A 19,496-nucleotide genomic window follows, 5' to 3' on the forward strand; every position below is an offset into this window, starting at 1 on the left:
ACGAGGCCGCTGGCTCGACACCAAGCATAAAAAAGACGAAACGGATCCGGAAAAACGCGCGGAACGGCTGTGGAGCAAGGCCGCCGCCGAGTCGATCGTCGCCGCCTGCCGCGGCAAGCAGGGCAGCGTCAGCGAAGAATCGAAGCCGACCACCTCGATGGCGCCGGCGCTGTTCGACCTGACCAGCCTGCAGCGCGAAGCCAACTCGCGCTTCGGCTTTTCGGCCAAGAACACGCTCGGACTGGCGCAGGCGCTGTACGAAAAGCACAAGGTGCTGACCTACCCGCGGACCGACTCGCGCCATTTGCCGGAAGATTATCTCGGCACCGTCAAGCAGGCGCTGGAAACCGTGTCGGAGAACCATAATTACCACCAGTTTGCCAAACAGATCCTGAACAAGGGCTGGGTCAAGCCGAACAAGCGGATTTTCGACAACAGCAAGATTTCGGATCACTTCGCGATCATCCCGACCACGCAAGCGCCGAAAAACCTGTCCGAGCCGGAACAGAAGCTGTACGACCTGGTCACCAAGCGCTTCATGGCGGTGTTCTTCCCGGCGGCCGAATTCCAGGTCACCACCCGCTATACTGAAGTCTCGGGCCACCAGTTCAAGACCGAAGGCAAGGTCATGACCAATCCCGGCTGGCTGGCGATCTACGGCAAGGAAACGGCCGAAAAAGACAGCGAAAATGCCGGCAATCTGGTGCCGGTGGCCAAGGGCGAAAAAGTCCTGACCGACAAGATTACGGCCAACGGGCTGGTCACCAAGCCGCCGGCGCGCTATACGGAAGCCACCTTGCTGTCGGCGATGGAAGGCGCCGGCAAGCTGCTCGACGACAATCTGCGCGAAGCGATGGCCGGCAAGGGCCTGGGCACGCCGGCCACGCGCGCGGCTATCATCGAAGGCTTGCTGACCGAGAAATACTTCCTGCGCGAAGGGCGCGAGATCATGCCGACCGCCAAGGCATTCCAGCTGATGACGCTGCTGCGCGGCCTCGGCGTGTCCGAGCTGACTTCGCCGGAGCTGACCGGCGAGTGGGAATACAAGCTGTCGCAAATCGAAAAAGGCCAGAAAAGCCGCGAAGAATTCATGCGCGAAATCGCCCAGATGACCCAGATCATCGTCAAGCGCGCGAAGGAATACGACAACGACACGATACCCGGCGACTACGCGACGCTGACTACGCCGTGCCCGCATTGCGGCGGCGTGGTGAAGGAAAATTACCGCCGCTTCGCCTGTACCAAATGCGAGTTTTCGATGAGCAAGACCCCCGGCAGCCGCCAGTTTGAGGTGGCCGAGGTCGAGGAACTGCTGAAGAACCGCACTATCGGCCCGCTGCAAGGCTTCCGCTCCAAGATGGGGCGCCCGTTCGCCGCCATCCTGCGCATTGTCCCGGATGAAGAGCACAAGAACCTGAAGATGGAATTCGACTTCGGCCAGAACGACGAGAGCGAAGATGGCGAAGGGGTCGATTTCAGCGGCCAGACGCCGCTCGGCGCCTGCCCGAAATGCGGCAGCGGCGTGTATGAAATGGGCCTCGGCTACGTTTGCGAAAAAACCGTCGCCAGGCCGAAAGCCTGCGATTTCCGCAGCGGCCGCATCATCTTGCAGCAGGAAATTCTGCCGGAGCAGATGGCCAAGCTGCTCAACGAAGGCAAGACCGACCTGTTGCCGGGCTTCATCTCGCAGCGCACCCGCCGCCCGTTCAAGGCTTTCCTGGTCAAGGGCAAGGACGGCAAGGTCAGCTTCGAGTTCGAGGAGCGCAAGGCCAAGGCGCCGGCCAAAGGCAAGGCGGCTGCAGGTGCGGACGCGGCTACGGCGGCAGATGCGGCGGATACGCAAACCGCGGCAACAATAAGGCCGGCAGCCAAGAAGGCCGCCGCCAAAAAAGCGCCGGCCAAGAAAGCCGCCGCCAAACCGGCGGTACGCAAGGCCGTTGCCAAGAAAACTGCTTAACGCGCAGTGTGCGCCGCTAGCGATGCATGGCGGGAGTATGGTAAGAAATTTGTAGTTTGCGTATGTATTTCTTGCGGTATTAAAAATACTCCTGATTTTTATTCAATTTTTGCCAATCGCCCGACACCATGCTCCACGACCCTGCTTCCCGCACTCCCGATCTGAAGGTGATCCTGATCGCCACCGGTCTGATTTTGACTCTGGCGATGGGGGTGCGGCACGGCTTCGGCTTCTGGCTGCAGCCGATCTCGCAGGCGCAGGGCTGGACCCGCGAAACCTTTTCGCTGGCAATTGCCTTGCAAAACCTGATGTGGGGCGTATTCGGGCCGTTCGCCGGCATGGCGGCGGACCGTTACGGCACCATGCGGGTGGTGCTGCTCGGGGCGCTGCTGTATGCGGCCGGCCTGGTCTGGATGGCGCTGGTGAGCGAACCGACCCTATTCGTGCTCGGTGCCGGCGTGTTGGTCGGGGGCGGCCTGGCCTGTACCGGCTTCGGCGCGGTCAGCGGCATCATCGCGCGCATCGCGCCGGCCGAGAAGCGTTCGTGGGCCTTCGGCATTTCGGGCGCGGCCAGTTCGTTCGGGCAATTCATGCTGATGCCGATCGAGCAGCGGATGATTTCCATCGCCGGCTGGCAAAACGCGTTCTATCTGGTGGCCGCGCTGTTGTTGCTGATAATGCTGCCGATGGCGCTGCGCCTGCGCGAACCGCGGCATGCTGCCGTCGACGAACACCAGCAAAGCATCACGGATGCGATCAGGGAGGCGTTCGCCTACCGGCCTTTCCTGTTGCTGGTGGCCGGCTATTTCGTCTGCGGCTTCCAGGTCGTGTTCATCGGCATGCATTTGCCGGCCTACCTGAAAGACAAGGGCATCCTGGACCCGAACGTGGCAGTGATTGCGCTGGCCCTGATCGGGCTGTTCAATATCTTCGGCTCGTTCGTGGCCGGCCATCTCGGCGGGCGGGTTCCCAAACGCTATTTGCTGTCCGGCATTTATGCCAGCCGCGCGCTTATCATCAGCCTGTTTCTGCTGGCGCCGCTGTCGCAATGGTCGGTGTATGTGTTTGCCAGCGCGATGGGATTTTTGTGGCTGTCGACGGTGCCGCTGACCAATGGCGTGATCGCCGGGATTTTCGGCGTGCGTTACCTGTCGATGCTGTCGGGCTTCGTGTTCTTCTCGCATCAGATCGGCAGTTTTCTGGGCGTCTGGCTGGGCGGCTATCTGTTTACGCTGCAGGGAAATTACAATACGGTCTGGATGATCACCATCGGGCTCGGGGTATTCGCCGCACTGGTCAACCTGCCGATCAACGAGCAAGCGATTGCGCGCAGCCGCGCCGCGCTGGCATGAGATGAAGCCGTTCCTCAAGCGCCTGCTGTTCGGACTCGCCGGCGCGCTGCTGCTGGCGCTGATCTTCGGTGCGTACCTGCAGCCGGACTTCGTGCTGGATCTGGCGAACCGGATTTATCTGTGTTTTTGATTTTGTTCATACAGAAGATTGGTATTTTTCAAGTGCCGCAAAATTCATGCGGTAAATACGGTATTTATTGACACACCCTTCAATATTGCAGGCATGGCCGGGCTGCCGGTGCACCGTTATTGTTCGACCAGCCGCAGATCGGCCAGCCAGGTACCGGCTGCTTTTGAGTCCGCCTCGCGTCCCGGTTCGCGCCATGGTTCGGCCAGCGCCGCACGTTCCCAATCGCGCATGCTGTCGTGTGCCAGCAAGCGCGCCAGATACGCCTGTGCCGCGCCGCTGGTCTGCAGGCCGTAAGTCTGGAAGCGGAATGCGACCGGCGCGAAGAAGGCGTCCACCGCAGTAAACTCCCGCCCCGCCAGATACGGCCCGCCGAAGCGCGCCAGCCCCTCTTCCCATAGTTCGCTCAAACGCGTAATGTCCGGCTGCAAGCCTGCTGCCGCCTGATTCACTTGCACCCGCACGCCGCAATTCATGCTGCAGACAGCGCGCAGCGCAGTAAACCCAGCATGCATTTCGGCACTGGCGCAGCGCGCCCAGGCGCGCGCCTGGGGATCGGCCGGCCACACGCCGAGATGGCGCTCGGCCAGATACTCGACGATGCCGAGCGACTCCCACACCGTGGTGGCACCATCGACCAGGCACGGCACCTTGCCGGTCGGCGAGAAGCTGCGGAAGTGTTCCCAGCTGGTGCCCGATATGCCGATCACATAGGGCATCAGCTGTTCGGTGAACGCAATTCCGAGCGTTTTCATCAATACCCACGGACGCAGCGACCACGCGGAATAATTCTTGTTGGCGATATAAAGCTGATACATGGGCTTCCTTCAGAACGTATTACGGGTTTGGACAGCGGTTAATGGCAGTTTGCCAGCCGCGCAGGGCGCGCCGTCGGGCGGCGCAGCAGCTTGCGCAGCCACGGCAGCGCATGAAATTTGGCCGGCTGGCGCGATTCGATGGTCAGCGCGCTATCGCCGTAGGCTTCCAGCAGCAGCACGCCGGCGTGCGGAAAGGATAGGCCGGCTCCGGGCATCAGCCAATAATCGTGACTATCGTTGCTGCGGGTGATCCACAGCATGCCTTGCCGGTTGGTCAGGCAGGCTCCCGCCGGCAGTTGCAGTTCAGTGACTGCGCCGGCGCGCATTTCCAACCGTTCTATGGAGAATTTACTTATCATATCGTTGTGGCGATCCATGATCTTGCTCCTTGAGGTAATGCCAGTTGAAGCGGCATGAAGTCATGATAGTGGGTGGCCGCAGTGCATTCCAGTGATACCTTTTCGCCAACCTGATAATAAAATTATCGTATGAGCCCAGCAGAAGCATTGCCGAGAATGCCAGCCTTGCCGGCCCTGCGCGCGTTCGAGAGCGCCGCGCGGCACAACAGTTTCAGCCGCGCCGCAGAAGAACTGCATCTGACCCACGGCGCGGTCGGCCATCAGGTGCGCGCGCTGGAAGAATCGCTCGGGGTGCAACTGTTTACCCGCGTCGGCCGCGGCCTGGCGCTGACGCCGGAAGGGCGGATGCTGGCCGAGCGGGTGCGCGCGGCCTGGCTCGAAATCGCCGCCGCGGCGCAGGACATCAGCCGTCGCGCCAATGCCGGCCAATTGACGATCAGCGTGATGCCGTCCTTCGCGGCGCGCTGGCTGGTGCCGCGCCTGGGGCGCTTCATCGAGCAGAATCCGGATATCCAGCTGGTGGTCCAGACCGCCGACCATCTGGTCGATTTTTCGCGCGAAGCGGTCGATATCGGCTTGCGCATGGGCAACGGCAACTGGCCGGAGCTGTGGTGCGAGCGCCTGTTCGGCGACATCTATTTCCCGGTTTGCGCGCCTGCTTTCAACCAGGGCAAGTTGCCTGAAGCAGCCAGTGAATTGCCGAGCCTGCCCTTGCTGAATTCGATGGGAGAGCCCTGGACGCCGTGGTTCGCGGCGGCCGGACTGGATGCGCCCGAGCCGCGCGGCGTGACTTACAGCGATTCGCACTCGCTGTTGCAGGCCGCCAAGGAAGGGCAGGGGATTGCGCTGGCGCGCCAAACCATGGTGGCCGACGACTTGCAACGGGGCGCGCTGGTGCGGCTGTTTGCGGTCAGCATCCCGAGTCCGGCTTCGTATTACCTGGTGTGCCCGCCGGCGCTGGCGCAAGCCGGCAAGGTGCAGCGCTTCCGGGCTTGGTTGCGGGAGGAGATCAAGGCGCAGGAACAAGAAACAGAATGACGCCGTCAGGCCGTCATATGTCGCGCTTGCCGCTGCGGTGCCGCATGTTCCGCCAGCTTGGCGGCGGCCTTGGCCGCTTTCGGCTTGGTGTGCGGCTGGTTGGCCTGTCCGGCATAATCGCTGGCCAGCGTCGCCGCAACGGTGGCGCCATCCTGCCCCTGCTCCAGCAGCCATTCACCGACCAGCGCGGCCAGTCGTTCCAGCGCGATGCGGTGGGTGGCGTCGGTTTTCGCGTAGATCCAGTCCGATAGCGCCATGAAGCGGGCGAACGGGCTGTATTCCAGAATCAGCGGCAGCGTATGGGCGAAGCGGCCGGAATTGGCCACCAGGTCCCAGTAGCGGGCGAAGCGCACCAGCCGCTGCATGGCGGCGAAGTCGATGCGGTCGGTGGCCAGGATGGTGTAGGGCGGCCGGGCGTCGAACACCATCTTGAAGGTTTCGGTATGGCGGATGATCGGGGTGCCGCGCAGGCGCTTCAGGATGCCGAACTGGATTTCGTGCGGCTGCAGCGCATGCAGCTGGTCGAAGCCGGCGGCGAAGCTGGCCATGTCCTCGCCCGGCAGGCCGGCGATCAGGTCGACATGCAGGTGGGCGTGCGAATGCTCGACCAGCCAGCGGATGTTGTCGGCCGCTTTCGCATTGTCCTGGCGGCGGCTGACCAGCGCCTGCACCTCGGGGTTGAAGCTCTGGATGCCGATCTCGAACTGCAGCGCGCCGGGCGGGAACTGCGCGATGCCGGCTTTCAGCGCATCCGGCAGGTGGTCCGGCACCAGCTCGAAGTGGGCGAACACCGGGTCTTGCGGGGCGGCCGCGATCTTGTCGAGGAAGAACTGCATGATCTTCAGGCTGGTCTTGATGTTCAGGTTGAAGGTGCGGTCGACGAACTTGAACAGCCGCGCGCCGCGCGCATGGAGCGACTCCAGCTCGGCCAGAAAGCGCTCCAGGTCGAACGGCCAGGCGGTCTTGTCCAGCGACGACAGGCAGAATTCGCACTTGAACGGGCAGCCGCGCGAGGCTTCCACGTACAGGATGCGGTGCTTCAGGTCGTGCTCCGAATACAGCGCGTACGGCAGCGCGATCTGATCCAGCGGCGGCTGCAGCCCGGCGTGGATCTTCATCAGCGGCTTGGGGCCGTTCAATACTTCGCGGCACAGCCTGGCAAAGCTGAGGTCGCCCCAGCCGGTGATCAGGTAATCGGCCGCCTGCACGATCGCCTGCTGCTGCGGCTCGTGCGACACCTCCGGCCCGCCCAGCATGATCACGATCTGCGGCGCGATCTGTTTCAGCATCGCCACTACGCGGGTGAGTTCCTCGACGTTCCAGATATACACGGCGAAACCGATGATGCGCGGCTGTTGCTGCAGCAGCTTTTCGACGATATCGGTGGTCTTGGCGCCGATCACGAATTCCTGCAGGCGGGTTTCCGGCTGCAGTTCGCCCATGTTGGCAAGCAGGTAGCGCAAGCCTAGCGAGGCGTGGGCGTAGCGGGCGTTCAGGGTCGACAGGATGATGGTCATGGCGGATGGTCCAATTGTGATTCCATTTAACTGTCATTCGTGCAACGGAATGAAGTTCGGTATTCCAGGCTCGGGGTGAGGCAATGGGTAACGCGCATGGTCGGCAGGCGAAATGCGTCAAGCCCGCATCATAACGGTTAAACAGCAAGGCGATACGCAATGCGCTACCATCCAGGTTAGCCGCAAGGCAATTGTCGCCGGCGGCTTTGCCTGCATATGCTGTTCCACTTCTGCGAAAGAATGATCCGATGAAACTGTATTTTTCTCCTGGCGCCTGTTCCCTCTCCCCCCGTATCGTGCTGCATGAAGCCGGCCTTGCGTTCGAGGCCGAAAAAGTCAACCTGAGCAAAAAAACTACTGCCGGCGGGCAAGATTACAGGAGCATCAATCCGAAGGGATCGGTGCCGGCGCTGCAACTGGACGACGGCCAGATCCTGACCGAAGGCCCGGCCATCGTGCAATACCTGGCCGACCTGGTGCCGGAAAAACAATTGGCGCCGGCAGCCGGCAGCATGGCGCGCTACCGTTTGATGGAGTGGCTGAATTTCATCGCCAGCGAACTGCACAAGGGTTTCAGCCCGCTGTTTAACCCGGAAGTGCCGGAACAGTCCAAGCAAATGGCGCGCGATGCGCTGGCAACCCGCTTCGAGATCGTGGCGCGCCAGCTGGCAAGCAGCGATTACTTGTTGGGCGCGCAATTCACGGTGGCCGATGCATACCTGTTTACGGTGCTGAACTGGGCTGGGTTCGTGCAGCTCGACATGAGCCGCTGGCCGGCTATTGCCGTCTTCCAGGCCCGCGTTGCGGCACGCCCGGCGGTGCATGCAGCGCTGCTGGAAGAGGACTTGATCAAGGCGTGATGCGGTTCCAGGCCGATTCCAAGCCGTTTTTCGCATCCGTAACCGACGTGAGGGCAGTTCGATCATGAAAAATTCGCAACGTATGCCTGCACTCTTCATCGGCCATGGCAGCCCGATGAATGCGCTGCAGAACAATCAATGCACCCAAAGCTGGCAGCGCCTGGGTGCTCGCCTCCCGCGCCCGCGGGCGATCCTGGCGGTGTCGGCGCACTGGACCACGCGCGGCACCGCGGTCACGGCGATGGCGGCGCCGCCGACGATCCACGATTTCGGCGGTTTTCCGCAGGCCTTGTTCGATATCGAATACCCGGCGGCCGGCGACCCAGTGCTGGCGGCGCGGGTGCGCGAACTGCTGGCGCCGCTTCCGGTGCAGCTGGACCAGTCCTGGGGCCTGGACCACGGCAGCTGGTCGGTGCTGTACAAGATGTATCCGGCGGCTGATGTGCCGGTGCTGCAGTTGAGCATCGACCTGACCCAGGATGCCGCGTTCCACCTCGATCTGGGCCGCCGGCTGGCGCTGTTGCGGGAGGAAGGCATGCTGATTCTCGGCAGCGGCAACCTGGTGCATAACCTGCGCGCGGTGGTCTGGGACGGCGCAGCGCCGGCCTTCGACTGGGCGCTGCGTTTCAACCGCACGATGCGCGACTGCCTGCTGGCCGACGACCGCGCGCAACTGCTGGCTGCCATGACGGATGGCCCGGATGCCCGGCTGGCGGTGCCGACCACCGAGCATTTCCTGCCGCTGCTGTACGCGCTCGGCAGCAAGCAGCCGGACGACACCGTGACGTTCTTCAACGATGTGGTCGAACTGGGCTCGATCGGCATGCTGTCGGCCGGGTTCGGCTTGCCGGCAGGGTTGGCGCTGGCCTGAATCCGGCGTAAAACTTTGCCGGGATACGGCCGATTCCGGCGGCCAGGCACTACACTGTCAGCCTGCCCGACTTTACCGATTGATCCGTCCCATGTCGCATCTGATTACCTTGTTGCGCGGCCGCGGCCGCGCGTTGCTGCTGCTGTGCGCTTTGGGCGCGGCTGCCGGCGCCGGATTTGCCGCCACCCCGGTCACCCAGCCTGCCGCTGCCGCGCCGGCGATCAAGCCGATTGCGGTGCCGAACATCGCCGCTGCCGCCGAGACTGCCGATGCGCTGCTGCGCGATATCGTCGCCGGCCTTGCGCCGACGCCGAAAGTGGCGGCCATCGACCGCGAACTGGGTTCTTTCGGGCGCGATTTCGATGCGACCGGAAAGGAAACCCGGCTGGCGCTGGGCGCGACCTACTCGCAGGAGCAGCTGCGCGAGCTCGATACCCGCTGGTTGTCGTTGCTGGCGCGGCTGGGCGCATGGGAAGAAACGCTGACCGGCCGCGCAGTCTTGCTCGAAAACAATTTGACCCAGCTCGACGGCCTGCAGCAGACCTGGCAGGCCACCCGCGACGCTGCGCGCGACAGCGGCGCGCCGGATGCGGTGCAGGCGCGGGTGCGCGCGGTGCAAACCGAGATCGAACGGGTGCAGCTGCTGGCGGACCAGGCGCGCTCCGAAATCCTGACGCTGCAAGCCCAGGTCAGCCGCTTCGAAGCGCGCGCGGCCGAGCAGCGGGCGCAACTCAAGCGCGCCACCGATGCCGCGCTGGAAAGCCTGCTGCTGCGCGACAGCGCGCCGATCTGGAGCGCCGAGCGCAGCGCCGGCGGCCAGATCGAGCGCCTGCAGGAATTCCGGCGGGCGATCCGCGCCAATCAGGAAACGATTGCGCAATACCTGCAGGCCAACCAGCCGAGCGGCGCATTTCTGCTGTTGCTGACGGTGCTGTTTACGGCCGGACTGTGGCGCATCCGCACCCAGGTGCGGCTGCGGACCCTGGCCGATCCCGCACTGGCCGGCACCGTATGGGTGTTCGAGCATCCGGGCGCGATCACGATCTTGCTGATGACCGTCGTCAGCCCGTGGGTGCTCAGATACGCGCCGCATGAGTTCAACCTGCTGTTGCTGGCGCTGGCGCTGCCGCCGACGATCGTGATCCTGCGCCGCCTGATCCACCGCAAGCTGGCGGCTTTCCTGTATGCGCTGCTGGTGCTGTACGTGGTCAACCGGCTGCGCGAAATGTTCGGCGCGGCGGTGCTGTGGGAGCGGCTGCTGTTCGAGCTGCAGCTGGCCGGCACGCTGCTGTTCCTGTTCTGGTTTTTGCGGCCGCGGCGGCTGGCGCAGATGCCGCCTGCGGTCAGCGCCGAGGCCGACTTCACATGGTCGCTGCGCATTGCGCGCGCGGCCACGCTGCTGTTTGCAGTGGCGCTGGCGGCGGAAGTGCTCGGCTATTCGCAGCTCGGCTACTTCCTGAATGCGGCCACGCTGAACGCGCTGTATGCGGGCGTGATTCTGTATGCGGCGCTGCGCGCGCTGGTCAGCCTGTCGACGCTGGCGCTGTACACCTGGCCGCTGCGTTCGCTGGCCATGGTGCGCCATTACAAGCCGTTGCTGGAACGCCGCCTGCAGCGCGCTGCGCACTGGCTGATTGTCGGCTGGTGGCTCGTCGCCGTGCTGGAACTGTTTGCCTTGCGCAAGCCGCTATTCGACTTCGTCCTCAAGACCCTGGCCAGCAAGAGCGCGATCGGTGCGCTGCATGTGTCGCTGGGCGACCTGCTGGCCTTCGGCGGCACCATCTGGGCCGCGTTCCTGCTGTCGCGGCTGGTGCGCTTCGTGCTCGAAGAAGATATTTTCCCGCGCATAGCGCTGGCGCGCGGCATCCCGTATGCGCTGTCGATGATGCTGCATTACCTGTTGCTGCTGACCGGCTTCATTCTGGCCATCGTCGCCACCGGCGTCGATCTGGACCGCTTCACGATCCTGATCAGCGCGTTCGGCGTCGGCGCCGGTTTCGGCCTGCAGGGCCTGGTCAACAATTTCATGTCCGGCCTGGTGCTGCTGTTCGAGCGCCCGATCAAGGTCGGCGACGCGATCGAAACCGGGCAACGCTCGGGCGAGATCAAGAGCATCGGGATTCGCGCCAGCATCCTGCGCACCTGGGACGGGGCCGAAGTGGTGGTGCCGAATGCGTCGCTGATTTCGAATGAGGTGGTCAACTGGACCTTGTCGGACCGCCAGCGCCGCATCGAAATTCCGCTCGGCGTCGCCTACGGCAGCGATCCGGAACAGGTGATCGCGCTGCTGATCGGGGTCGCCGCCGCGCATCCGGAAGTGCTGGCGCAGCCGGCGCCGGACGCCTTTTTCGAAGGCTTCGGCGCCGACGCGCTGAACTTCAGGCTGCGCTGCTGGGCCGGGCAGTACGACCGCACCGGCCCGATCCGCAGCCAGCTCTGCATCGCGGTCAGCAAGGCGCTGGCCGGCGCCGGCATCGAGCTGCCGTTCGCGCAACGCGACCTGCACCTGCGCAGCATGGACGAGCGCCTGCTGCAGCAGTTGCGCGGCGCGCTGCAAGAGCCGCCGCCATAACATCCTATACTTGGAGTATGCCTATTTTCATTGCGCTGTAGCATGTTTTTAAAGCGGCATGTAAAAATACAATATCCAGTATATTTCATCCCTGCGGCAGCGTCAGGAGCGCTTCCAGGCCGCCGTCTGGATGGTTGCGCAGCGTCAGGCTGCCGCCGTGCTGTTCGGCGATGTTGCGGGCGATGGTCAGGCCGAGGCCGGTACCGCCGCTCTGGCGCGAGCGCGAAGTTTCGATCCGGTAGAACGGCTCGAACACCCGCGCCAGCTGGTCGGGTGCAATGCCGGGGCCATGATCGCGGATGCGGATGGCGATTGTGCCGGCATCGCCGGCTTCAACCGCCACGCTGACCGCCGCCGACTGGCCGTACTTGACCGCGTTGTCGATCAGGTTGATCAGGCAGCGCCGCAGCGTGTTGGGGCGCGCCAGCACCGACTTGCCGGCGTGGCCCGACAGCGTGACCGGCTGGCCGGCATCCAAGGCGTCGCTGCAGACGCTGTCGAGCAGCGAATCCAGGTCGAGGCGCTGCATCGGCTCGGCTGAAGCCATGCTGCGCGCCAGTTCCAGCCCTTCGCGCACCATGTCCTGCATCGCCGACAGATCGTCGACCAGCTTGCTGCGCAGTTCAATGTCGGCCACCTTTTCCAGCCGCAGCCGCAGCCGCGTCAGCGGCGTTTGCAGGTCGTGCGTGATGGCTGCCAGCATCTGCGTGCGCTGCTGAATATGGTCGCGGATGCGGCCCTGCATCGCATTGAAGGCGCTGCCGGCCTGGCGGATTTCGCTGCTGCCGGCCAGCGCCAGCGGCGGGTGGTTCAGGTCGAGGCCAAGATCGAAGGCGGCCTGCGCCAGCTGCTTGAGCGGGCGCATCGTCATGCGCGCAACCAGGTACGCCAGCACTCCGATGCTGCACACGAACAGCGCCAGGTACAGCAGAAAGTCGCGGTGCAGCGGCGGCATGCCGTTGTGCGGCGGCAATATCGTCATGCGCAGCAGGGTGCCGTCGCGCAGCGTGATGCGGGCGATTTCGCAGCCCGGATTCCAGCCCGGCGGCGCGATGCTGCGCTCCCGGTGCGGCGGCTGGCAATCGGCCGCGCCGGGCTCGATCGACGCCACCCGAAAACCCTGCCCCAGGTGCGTGCCCAGCGCCTTGGCGAAGGCCGACGGGGCGGCCCGCTCGCGGGCGCCGGATTGGGCCGATTCGACCCGCAGGCCGATCCGCTTTGCGGTTTCCAGAAACGCTTGCCGGCTGGCTGCCGGCAGCGCATCCAGTGCCAGCGTCAACTGCTCGGCCCGTTCCACCTGATGCGCCTCGCGGAACTGGCCGATGGTGCGCTGGCGCTCGCTATCCGAGAGCCAGAACGTCAGCGCAATCGTGGCCAGCATGCCGCACAGCAGGATCAGGAACACGCGCCCGGTCATCGAATTGAAGAAATTCTTCATTGCGCACCTTCCGCGCGCACCGCAACCGCCAGCACATAGCCGCCGTTGCGCACGGTCTTGATGATTTGCGGCGAGCGCGCATCTTCGCCCAGCTTCTGGCGCAGGCGGCTGATCTGGATATCGATCGAGCGGTCGAACGGGTCGGCGTCGCGGCCCTGCGTCAGGTTCAGCAACTGGTCGCGGTTCAGGACCCGGTTCGGATGCTCGAGGAAAATCTTCAGCAGGCGAAATTCCGCGCCCGACAGCATCACCACCAGCTGCTCCGGACTCTGCAGATGGCGCGCGGTCAAATCCAGCGTCCAGCCGGCAAACTGCAGCCGCTCGGGGCTCTGCCCGGCCTGGCCGGGAGGCTGCGCATGGCTACGGCGCAGCACGCTGCGGATGCGCGCCAGCAGTTCGCGCGGCTCGAACGGTTTCGGCAGGTAATCGTCGGCGCCCATTTCCAGCCCCAGAATCCGGTCCAGCGGCTCGTTGCGCGCAGTCAGCATGATGACCGGCATCTGCGACTTGGCGCGCAGCTTGCGGCACAGCGTCAGGCCGTCGTCGCCCGGCAGGTTCAGGTCCAGCACGATCAGGTCGATTGGCGTTTCTTCCAGCGTCTTCCACATCGCGTTGCCGTTTTCGGCGCTGTGCGCGACATAGCCGTTGTTGCTCAGGTAATCCGCCAGCAGCGAGCGGATTTCACGATCGTCATCGACGATCAGGATGCGAGAAATGGGTTCCATAGGGGATAGATTATGGCGGCTGCCGCGCCCAGGGAAGCGGGATTTTGTATCTTCTTGTAATCATTACAGAATGATACAAATAATCGCCTTGCAGACACTTGCCAGATACATCGGCGGCGCAGAGTATGTTGCATGTGCAGTGCACATGTTCATCAACTAACGCACTTAAGAGGAAACACCATGCGACCATTTACCAAAAGCATCGTCATCGGCATGACCGTACTGGGCTTGGGCGGCACCGCGCTGGCGCAAATGCCACCGTCCGACAATGCCGCCAAGCCCGGCATGATGCAGGGCAAGAATGAAAAACGCGGCGACCGCATGCAGGAGTACATGGTCAAGCGCCAGGCGGCGCTGCACGCCAAGCTGAAGCTGAGCGCGGCCCAGGAACCGGCCTGGAAAACCTACATCGACGGCATGACGCTGCCCGCAGTGAGCCAGCGCCCGGACCGCGCCGCACTGAATAACATGCCGGCTCCCGAGCGGATGCAAGCGATGCTGGACCTGATGAAGCAGGGCCAGGCCCGGATGGAAAGCCACCTGGCCGCATTGAAGACGTTTTACGCGGTACTCACGCCGGAGCAGCAAAAAAATCTTCGATGCCGAGTTCGGCCAGGGCCGCGGGCATCGTCGCGGTCATATGTGGAGATAACCGCAACCTGTGACACCGGGCGGCGCCGTAAGGCGCCGTTTTTTTTGCGTTGCCGGCCGTGCGAATATGGATAGAATGCAGCAAAGCATAGTTGTGGTTATCAGGAGATGCGGCGCAATGTTTTTTTGCGCAGCATAAGACATCAACTTCACCAGGTTGCGCATTGACCATTCAATCGACCCTTGCTCCCGCGCAGCACTGCGACCTGCTGGTCGTCGGCGGCGGCATCAATGGCGCCGGCATCGCGCGCGATGCGGCCGGGCGCGGCCTGCGCGTGATCCTGTGCGAGCAGCACGATCTGGCGCAACATACCTCGTCGGCCAGCACCAAGCTGATCCACGGCGGCCTGCGCTACCTGGAATACGGCGAATTCAGGCTGGTGCGCAAGGCCCTGCAGGAGCGCGAGGTATTGCTGCGCGTCGCGCCGCACATCATCCGGCCGCTGCGCTTCGTGATGCCGCACGCTGCCGGCCAGCGTCCGGCCTGGCTGATCCGCGCCGGCCTGTTCCTGTACGACCATCTGGCCCGGCGCGACATCCTGCCCGGCTCAAGCGCCATTGCGCTGGCTTCGCATGCGGCCGGCGCGGCGCTGAAAGGCGCGTTCAGCCGCGCTTTCGAATACTCGGACGGCTGGGTCGACGATGCGCGCCTGGTGGTGCTGAATGCGCTGGACGCATCCGAGCGCGGCGCGCGGATATTGACGCGCACCAAATGCGTCGGCGCTGTCCGCAGCGCCGACGGCCGGCTGTGGCGGGCGACGCTGGAAAGCGCGCAATCCGGCCGCTGCGAAGTCGGCGCGCGCGCGATCGTCAATGCGGCCGGCCCGTGGGCCGCGCAGTTCGCCGCCGCGCTCGGGGCCAGCAGCAGGCACGGCTTGCGGCTAGTCAAGGGCAGCCACATCGTGGTGGCGCGCCTGTTCGAGCATCCGTATGCGTACATTTTCCAGAACCCGGACCGGCGCGTCATCTTCGCGATTCCGTATGAAAACGATTTCACGCTGATCGGCACCACCGACCTCGAATACAGCGGCGACCCCGGCGCGGTGCGGATCGATGCGGCGGAAGTGGCGTATCTGTGCCGGATGGCGAACCGCTATTTCAGGCAGCAAATTGCCGCCGGCGACGTGCTGCACGCGTATTCCGGCGTGCGCCCGCTGCTGGACGACAGCGCGCACAGCGCGTCGGCGCTGAGCCGCGATTATCTGCTGGAGTGCGACAATGCCGGCGCGCCGCTGCTGCACGTCTGGGGCGGCAAGATCACCACCTACCGCAAGCTGTCCGAACAGGCGCTGGCGCTGCTGCTGCCGCGGCTGGGGCTGGATGCGCCAGCCTGGAGCGCGGCTGTGCCGCTGCCGGGCGGCGACCTCGAACGCCCGGGCGGATTGATCGGGCATTACGATTTCGCCGCATTCCTGCAGCGCTTCCGGCACGCCTACCCGTGGCTGCCGGCCCGGCTGGCGCAGCGCTATGCCCATGCCTACGGCACCCGGGCCGAGCGCTTCCTGGCCGGCGCGCGGCAATTGTCCGATCTGGGCGTGGAGCTCGCGCCCGGCTTGTTTGCGCGCGAGGTCGAATATCTGCGCGACGCGGAGTGGGCCTGCAGCGCCGACGATGTGCTGTGGCGCCGCAGCAAATGCGGGCTGCACTGCCGGCCGCAGCATCTGGCGCAGTTGCAGGCATGGTTTGACGAGGGTACACGGATCTGAGGTGGGCTATGGCGTATTTGCTGGCGATGGATCAGGGAACGTCGAGTTCCCGCAGCATCATTTTCAATCAATCCGGCGTCATCGTGGCGCAGGCCCGGCAGGAGTTCCGGCAGCATTTTCCGCAGCCGGGCTGGGTCGAGCACGACCCGCTGGAGCTGTGGCAGAGCCAGATCGGCACCGCGCGCCGGGCACTGGCGGACGCCGGGCTGGCGGCCGGCGACATCAGCGCGCTGGGCATTGCCAACCAGCGCGAGACCACCGTGGTGTGGGAGCGCAGCAGCGGCCAGCCGATCTGCAATGCGATCGTCTGGCAGGACCGCCGCACCGAACCGATCTGCGCGGCGCTGCGCGTGCGCGGCCTGGCGGCGCCGATCCAGGCCAAGACCGGACTGGTGCTCGACCCGTATTTTTCCGGCACCAAGCTGCAGTGGATCCTGCAGCAGGTGCCGGGCGCACGGGCGCGCGCCGAACGCGGCGAACTGGCGTTCGGCACCGTCGATGCCTGGCTGATCTGGAACCTGACCGACGGCGGCGAACATGTCACCGATGTCACCAACGCCTCGCGCACCATGCTGTGGAACATCCACGACGGTTGCTGGGACGACGAATTGCTGGCCTGGCTGGAAATTCCGCGCCGGATCCTGCCGCAGGTGCGCCCGTCCAGCCATCGCTACGGCAGCAGCAGCGCGCACTGGCTGGGCGCGCCGGTGGCCATCGGCGGCGTCGCCGGCGACCAGCAGGCGGCGCTGTTCGGGCAGGCCTGCTTCAGCCCCGGCATTGCCAAAAATACCTACGGCACCGGCTGCTTCATGCTGCTGCATACCGGCGACGCCTGCGCCGCCTCGCAGCACGGCTTGATCAGCACCGCTGCCTGCCAGCTCGGCGCGCGCCCGCAATATGCACTGGAAGGCAGCGTCTTCATCGGCGGCGCGGTGGTGCAATGGCTGCGCGACGGCCTGGGCGCGATCCGGCAGGCGGCCGATATCGAGGCGCTGGCGGCTTCGGTGCCGGATGCCGGCGGGGTGGTGTTCGTGCCAGCGTTTACCGGCCTCGGCGCGCCGTACTGGGTGGCGTCGGCCAGGGGCGCGATTGTCGGCCTGAGCCGCGGCAGCACGATCGCCCACATCGCGCACGCGGCGCTGGAATCGATCGCGTTCCAGAGTGCCGCGCTGCTGGCGGCGATGGTGCGCGATGCGGTGTCGCCGATCGCCGCATTGCGGGTCGATGGCGGCGCGGCGGCGAACAACCTGCTGCTGCAGTTCCAGGCCGACCTGCTGGGGCTGCCGGTAATCCGGCCGCAAGTCACCGAAACCACCGCACTGGGCGCCGCCTATCTGGCCGGGCTGGCGGTCGGCGTGTATCAGGGCTTGCCGGAATTGAGCGCGCACTGGCGCATCGAGCGCACCTTCCTGCCCGCCATCAGCCGCGACCAGGCCGCGGCCCTGATGTGGAAATGGGAAGCCGCGATCGCGCAGGTGACGCCGGTCTGATGCGGTCGATTGCAGTAGAGCGGGAGCGGCAAGTCATGCTATAAATGGGGCGAGTTAACAACCAGCGAGCATCGATATGCTAATCACGTTCAAATCCAAGGCTGCGTCCGAAGTCGTCATGTACAAGGAACACGCAAAACGCATCCTCGATCTGCTGCACAAGGACGTCGAGCGCGGCGTCATCACCGCCGCCGAAACCGCCGGCGCGATCGTCAGGCTGGAAGCGGAAATCGCCGAAAGCCGGCTGCACCCGGTGTCGGAAGACGTGCAGCAGGACGTCGCCGCGCATCACGGCGACGCCGGCGACGACAACGAGCACGAGCCGATCGCAGTCGTCACCTTTTCGTCGCGCGCCTACCCGCTGCTGGAAATGCTGCGCGCAGCGCACAAGGACGGCCAGGACATCGTCTGGGGCGTTTGACGGCGCCGGGCGTGCTGCCCTGCGTTCGCAGTTACTGGTAAAATGCTGGGGTATATAAATAAATGCATGAATTTTCGCTTTAATTCATTGCGATTTTAAAAAATACATAATCCTAGTATTTTTAGTTGTGAAAAAACTGCAAACGCTTGCCTGGAATGCCCGGATAATCTGTGCCGCATTTGACGTTATCGTTGGCGCCAAACTTATTACGAAAAACCCTCGTGACAACATCCACCCTGAAAATCGATTCCCTGGCCTACTCGCTGCTGCGCGCCGCGCAAGCGGTCGCGCTGGTGCGCAGCGGCACCGCGTTGCCGCTGGCGCTGGCCAAAGTAATTGCGCAGAGCAATACGCCGGTAGCGGCGCGCGGCGCGATCCAGGACATTGCCTACCGCGCGATGCGCGGGCTCGGCCGCAGCGAAGTGCTGCTGTCGCTGCTGGCCAAGAAACAACCCGATCCGGCCATCCTGCACAGCCTGCTGTGCTGCGCGCTGGCCCTGATCGCGCCGCCCGACGATGCGGCCGAGGCGCTGCCTTACGAAGTCTTCACCGTGGTCGACCAGGCCGTGACGGCGGCGTCGTCGCATGGCGACATGGCGCATGCGAAGGGCATGGTGAATGCGGTGTTGCGGCGCTTCCTGCGCGAACGCGACGCCTTGCTGCAGCAGGCATTGCAGCAGCCGTCGGCGGTCTGGAACTATCCGGCCTGGTGGATCGCCGCCGCCCAGGCCGCCTACCCGAAACAATGGCAAGCGATCCTGCAGGCCGGCAATAGCGCGCCGCCGCTGACCCTGCGCGTGAACTGTCGCCAGACCACGATCGACGCCTATCTGGCCTTGCTGGAAACCAACGGCATGGCCGCGACCCGGATCGGCCCTTCCGCGGTGCGGCTGGAAAAGCCGCTGCCGGTGAGCCAGATTCCGGGTTTCATGGCCGGCCTGGTGTCGGTGCAGGACGCTGCCGCGCAACTGGCTGCGCCCTTGCTCGACGCGCAGGACGGGATGCGGGTGCTGGACGCCTGCGCGGCGCCGGGCGGCAAGACCGGCCATTTGCTGGAACTGGCCAAGATCGACCTGGTGGCGCTTGACAGCGACGCCAAGCGCCTGCCGCGGATCGAGGAAAACCTGCAGCGCCTGCGCCTGCAGGCCACCCTGAAGACCGGCGACGCCCAGGCCCGCTACTGGTGGGACGGCCAGCTGTTCGACCGCATCCTGGCCGACGTGCCGTGCACCGCGTCCGGCATCGTGCGTCGCCATCCGGACATCCGCTGGCTGCGCCGCAAGAGCGATACCGCGCAACTGGCAACGCTGTCCGGGCAGATCCTCGACAATCTTTGGCGCATGCTGCGCCCCGGTGGTAAATTGCTGTTTGTCACCTGTTCGGTCTGGCCGCAGGAGTCGCAGGCGCAGGCCGACGCGTTTGCGCTGCGCAACCAGGCCCGGCGCCTGGACGCTCCCGGCCAGTTGCTGCCGGCCACAGGGGAGCTGGACGATCACGATGGCTTGTTCTATGCCTTGTTTCAGAAAGCGTCCGACTGAATACGGTCGGATAATCGAGCAACTTCCGACAACTTTGAAGAACGGCCCGCAAACGC

General features: G+C 64.5%; 17 protein-coding genes. 12 read left to right on the plus strand and 5 right to left on the minus strand.

The features are described from left to right. From HMCN_RS0106655 to HMCN_RS19985, 3 genes are all read left to right on the plus strand, one after another. Positions 1-1,957, plus strand: a 1,957-nt coding sequence (locus HMCN_RS0106655; protein ID WP_025916648.1) for a DNA topoisomerase III, incomplete at its 5' end; no start/stop codon positions are given. A 128-nt stretch (positions 1,958-2,085) separates the two neighbouring features. Continuing rightward, positions 2,086-3,309 (plus strand): MFS transporter, encoded by a 1,224-nt coding sequence (locus HMCN_RS0106660; protein WP_025916649.1) that lies wholly within the window; start codon positions 2,086-2,088, stop codon positions 3,307-3,309. Between the two features lies 1 nt (position 3,310). Beyond that, entirely contained in the window at positions 3,311-3,439 is a 129-nt protein-coding gene (locus tag HMCN_RS19985; protein WP_255342426.1) for a hypothetical protein, read from the plus strand. Between the two features lie 116 nt (positions 3,440-3,555). On the opposite strand, the gene HMCN_RS0106670 is transcribed toward HMCN_RS19985, so the two are convergent. Both HMCN_RS0106670 and HMCN_RS0106675 read right to left on the minus strand, forming a co-directional pair. Continuing rightward, positions 3,556-4,254 carry a glutathione S-transferase family protein gene (locus HMCN_RS0106670; RefSeq protein ID WP_025916650.1) on the minus strand — a complete coding sequence of 233 codons (699 nt, stop codon included), beginning with the start codon at positions 4,252-4,254 and terminating at the stop codon, positions 3,556-3,558. A gap of 38 nt (positions 4,255-4,292) precedes the next feature. Continuing rightward, a complete protein-coding gene (locus HMCN_RS0106675) occupies positions 4,293-4,631 on the minus strand; it encodes a DUF2917 domain-containing protein (protein ID WP_035626143.1) in 339 nt (112 codons plus the stop codon). A gap of 111 nt (positions 4,632-4,742) precedes the next feature. On the opposite strand from HMCN_RS0106675, the gene gcvA reads away from it, so the two are divergent. After that, positions 4,743-5,651 (plus strand): transcriptional regulator GcvA, encoded by a 909-nt coding sequence (gene gcvA, locus HMCN_RS0106680; RefSeq protein WP_025916652.1) that lies wholly within the window; start codon positions 4,743-4,745, stop codon positions 5,649-5,651. Between the two features lie 5 nt (positions 5,652-5,656). Here the strand turns inward: gcvA and HMCN_RS0106685 are convergent, their stop codons facing one another. Next, the gene (locus HMCN_RS0106685) at positions 5,657-7,168 is read right to left on the minus strand and encodes a B12-binding domain-containing radical SAM protein (protein WP_025916653.1); all 1,512 of its coding nucleotides are present in this window, start codon (positions 7,166-7,168) and stop codon (positions 5,657-5,659) included. Between the two features lie 248 nt (positions 7,169-7,416). Here HMCN_RS0106685 and gstA point away from each other — a divergent pair, with 248 nt between their 5' ends. The 3 genes from gstA (at position 7,417) to HMCN_RS18255 (ending at position 11,471) form a co-directional block, all read left to right on the plus strand. Beyond that, positions 7,417-8,028: a glutathione transferase GstA gene (gstA, locus tag HMCN_RS0106690; RefSeq protein WP_025916654.1), complete on the plus strand. Its 612-nt coding sequence runs from the start codon at positions 7,417-7,419 to the stop codon at positions 8,026-8,028. A gap of 64 nt (positions 8,029-8,092) precedes the next feature. Then, complete coding sequence (gene ygiD / locus HMCN_RS0106695; RefSeq protein ID WP_025916655.1) at positions 8,093-8,899, plus strand: 4,5-DOPA dioxygenase extradiol; 807 nt, start codon at positions 8,093-8,095, stop codon at positions 8,897-8,899. A gap of 91 nt (positions 8,900-8,990) precedes the next feature. Continuing rightward, positions 8,991-11,471, plus strand: coding sequence for a mechanosensitive ion channel family protein (locus HMCN_RS18255; protein WP_025916656.1), 2,481 nt, complete (start codon positions 8,991-8,993; stop codon positions 11,469-11,471). An 85-nt stretch (positions 11,472-11,556) separates the two neighbouring features. Here HMCN_RS18255 and HMCN_RS0106705 read toward each other — a convergent pair whose 3' ends face one another. After that, on the minus strand, positions 11,557-12,909 hold the full coding sequence (locus tag HMCN_RS0106705) for an ATP-binding protein (RefSeq protein WP_025916657.1): 1,353 nt from the start codon (positions 12,907-12,909) through the stop codon (positions 11,557-11,559). After that, positions 12,906-13,634: a response regulator gene (locus HMCN_RS0106710; protein WP_025916658.1), complete on the minus strand. Its 729-nt coding sequence runs from the start codon at positions 13,632-13,634 to the stop codon at positions 12,906-12,908. Before HMCN_RS0106710 ends, HMCN_RS0106705 begins: the two co-directional genes overlap by 4 nt. 180 nt (positions 13,635-13,814) lie before the next feature. Here HMCN_RS0106710 and HMCN_RS17420 point away from each other — a divergent pair, with 180 nt between their 5' ends. The 5 genes from HMCN_RS17420 to rsmB all read left to right on the plus strand — a co-directional run bounded on the left by HMCN_RS17420 (position 13,815) and on the right by rsmB (position 19,440). Further along, positions 13,815-14,360, plus strand: coding sequence for a Spy/CpxP family protein refolding chaperone (locus HMCN_RS17420; RefSeq protein ID WP_025916659.1), 546 nt, complete (start codon positions 13,815-13,817; stop codon positions 14,358-14,360). Positions 14,361-14,455: 95 nt separating this feature from the next. Continuing rightward, on the plus strand, positions 14,456-15,991 hold the full coding sequence (gene glpD, locus HMCN_RS0106720; RefSeq protein WP_025916660.1) for a glycerol-3-phosphate dehydrogenase: 1,536 nt from the start codon (positions 14,456-14,458) through the stop codon (positions 15,989-15,991). Positions 15,992-15,999: 8 nt separating this feature from the next. Continuing rightward, positions 16,000-17,481, plus strand: a complete 1,482-nt coding sequence (gene glpK / locus HMCN_RS0106725; protein WP_025916661.1) for a glycerol kinase GlpK — start codon at positions 16,000-16,002, stop codon at positions 17,479-17,481. A 76-nt stretch (positions 17,482-17,557) separates the two neighbouring features. Further along, the gene (locus HMCN_RS0106730; RefSeq protein ID WP_025916662.1) at positions 17,558-17,902 is read left to right on the plus strand and encodes a DUF1840 domain-containing protein; all 345 of its coding nucleotides are present in this window, start codon (positions 17,558-17,560) and stop codon (positions 17,900-17,902) included. Between the two features lie 221 nt (positions 17,903-18,123). Beyond that, positions 18,124-19,440, plus strand: a complete 1,317-nt coding sequence (rsmB, locus tag HMCN_RS0106735; protein ID WP_025916663.1) for a 16S rRNA (cytosine(967)-C(5))-methyltransferase RsmB — start codon at positions 18,124-18,126, stop codon at positions 19,438-19,440. The last annotated feature ends 56 nt before the right edge of the window (positions 19,441-19,496 follow it).

The organism is Herminiimonas sp. CN, from assembly GCF_000622895.1.
Lineage (GTDB): Bacteria > Pseudomonadota > Gammaproteobacteria > Burkholderiales > Burkholderiaceae_D > AVCC01.

What these genes read in the sequence shown, in the direction of transcription:
- HMCN_RS0106670 (WP_025916650.1), bottom strand. Translation starts at nt 4,254, where the DNA reads ATGTATCAGCTTTATATCGCCAACAAGAATTATTCCGCGTGGTCGCTG.
- HMCN_RS0106730 (WP_025916662.1), top strand. Translation starts at nt 17,558, where the DNA reads ATGCTAATCACGTTCAAATCCAAGGCTGCGTCCGAAGTCGTCATGTAC.
- gstA (WP_025916654.1), top strand. Translation starts at nt 7,417, where the DNA reads ATGAAACTGTATTTTTCTCCTGGCGCCTGTTCCCTCTCCCCCCGTATC.
- HMCN_RS0106675 (WP_035626143.1), bottom strand. Translation starts at nt 4,631, where the DNA reads ATGGATCGCCACAACGATATGATAAGTAAATTCTCCATAGAACGGTTG.
- ygiD (WP_025916655.1), top strand. Translation starts at nt 8,093, where the DNA reads ATGAAAAATTCGCAACGTATGCCTGCACTCTTCATCGGCCATGGCAGC.
- glpK (WP_025916661.1), top strand. Translation starts at nt 16,000, where the DNA reads ATGGCGTATTTGCTGGCGATGGATCAGGGAACGTCGAGTTCCCGCAGC.
- HMCN_RS0106710 (WP_025916658.1), bottom strand. Translation starts at nt 13,634, where the DNA reads ATGGAACCCATTTCTCGCATCCTGATCGTCGATGACGATCGTGAAATC.
- HMCN_RS0106660 (WP_025916649.1), top strand. Translation starts at nt 2,086, where the DNA reads ATGCTCCACGACCCTGCTTCCCGCACTCCCGATCTGAAGGTGATCCTG.
- HMCN_RS17420 (WP_025916659.1), top strand. Translation starts at nt 13,815, where the DNA reads ATGCGACCATTTACCAAAAGCATCGTCATCGGCATGACCGTACTGGGC.
- HMCN_RS0106705 (WP_025916657.1), bottom strand. Translation starts at nt 12,909, where the DNA reads ATGAAGAATTTCTTCAATTCGATGACCGGGCGCGTGTTCCTGATCCTG.
- HMCN_RS19985 (WP_255342426.1), top strand. Translation starts at nt 3,311, where the DNA reads ATGAAGCCGTTCCTCAAGCGCCTGCTGTTCGGACTCGCCGGCGCGCTG.
- HMCN_RS0106685 (WP_025916653.1), bottom strand. Translation starts at nt 7,168, where the DNA reads ATGACCATCATCCTGTCGACCCTGAACGCCCGCTACGCCCACGCCTCG.
- HMCN_RS18255 (WP_025916656.1), top strand. Translation starts at nt 8,991, where the DNA reads ATGTCGCATCTGATTACCTTGTTGCGCGGCCGCGGCCGCGCGTTGCTG.
- gcvA (WP_025916652.1), top strand. Translation starts at nt 4,743, where the DNA reads ATGAGCCCAGCAGAAGCATTGCCGAGAATGCCAGCCTTGCCGGCCCTG.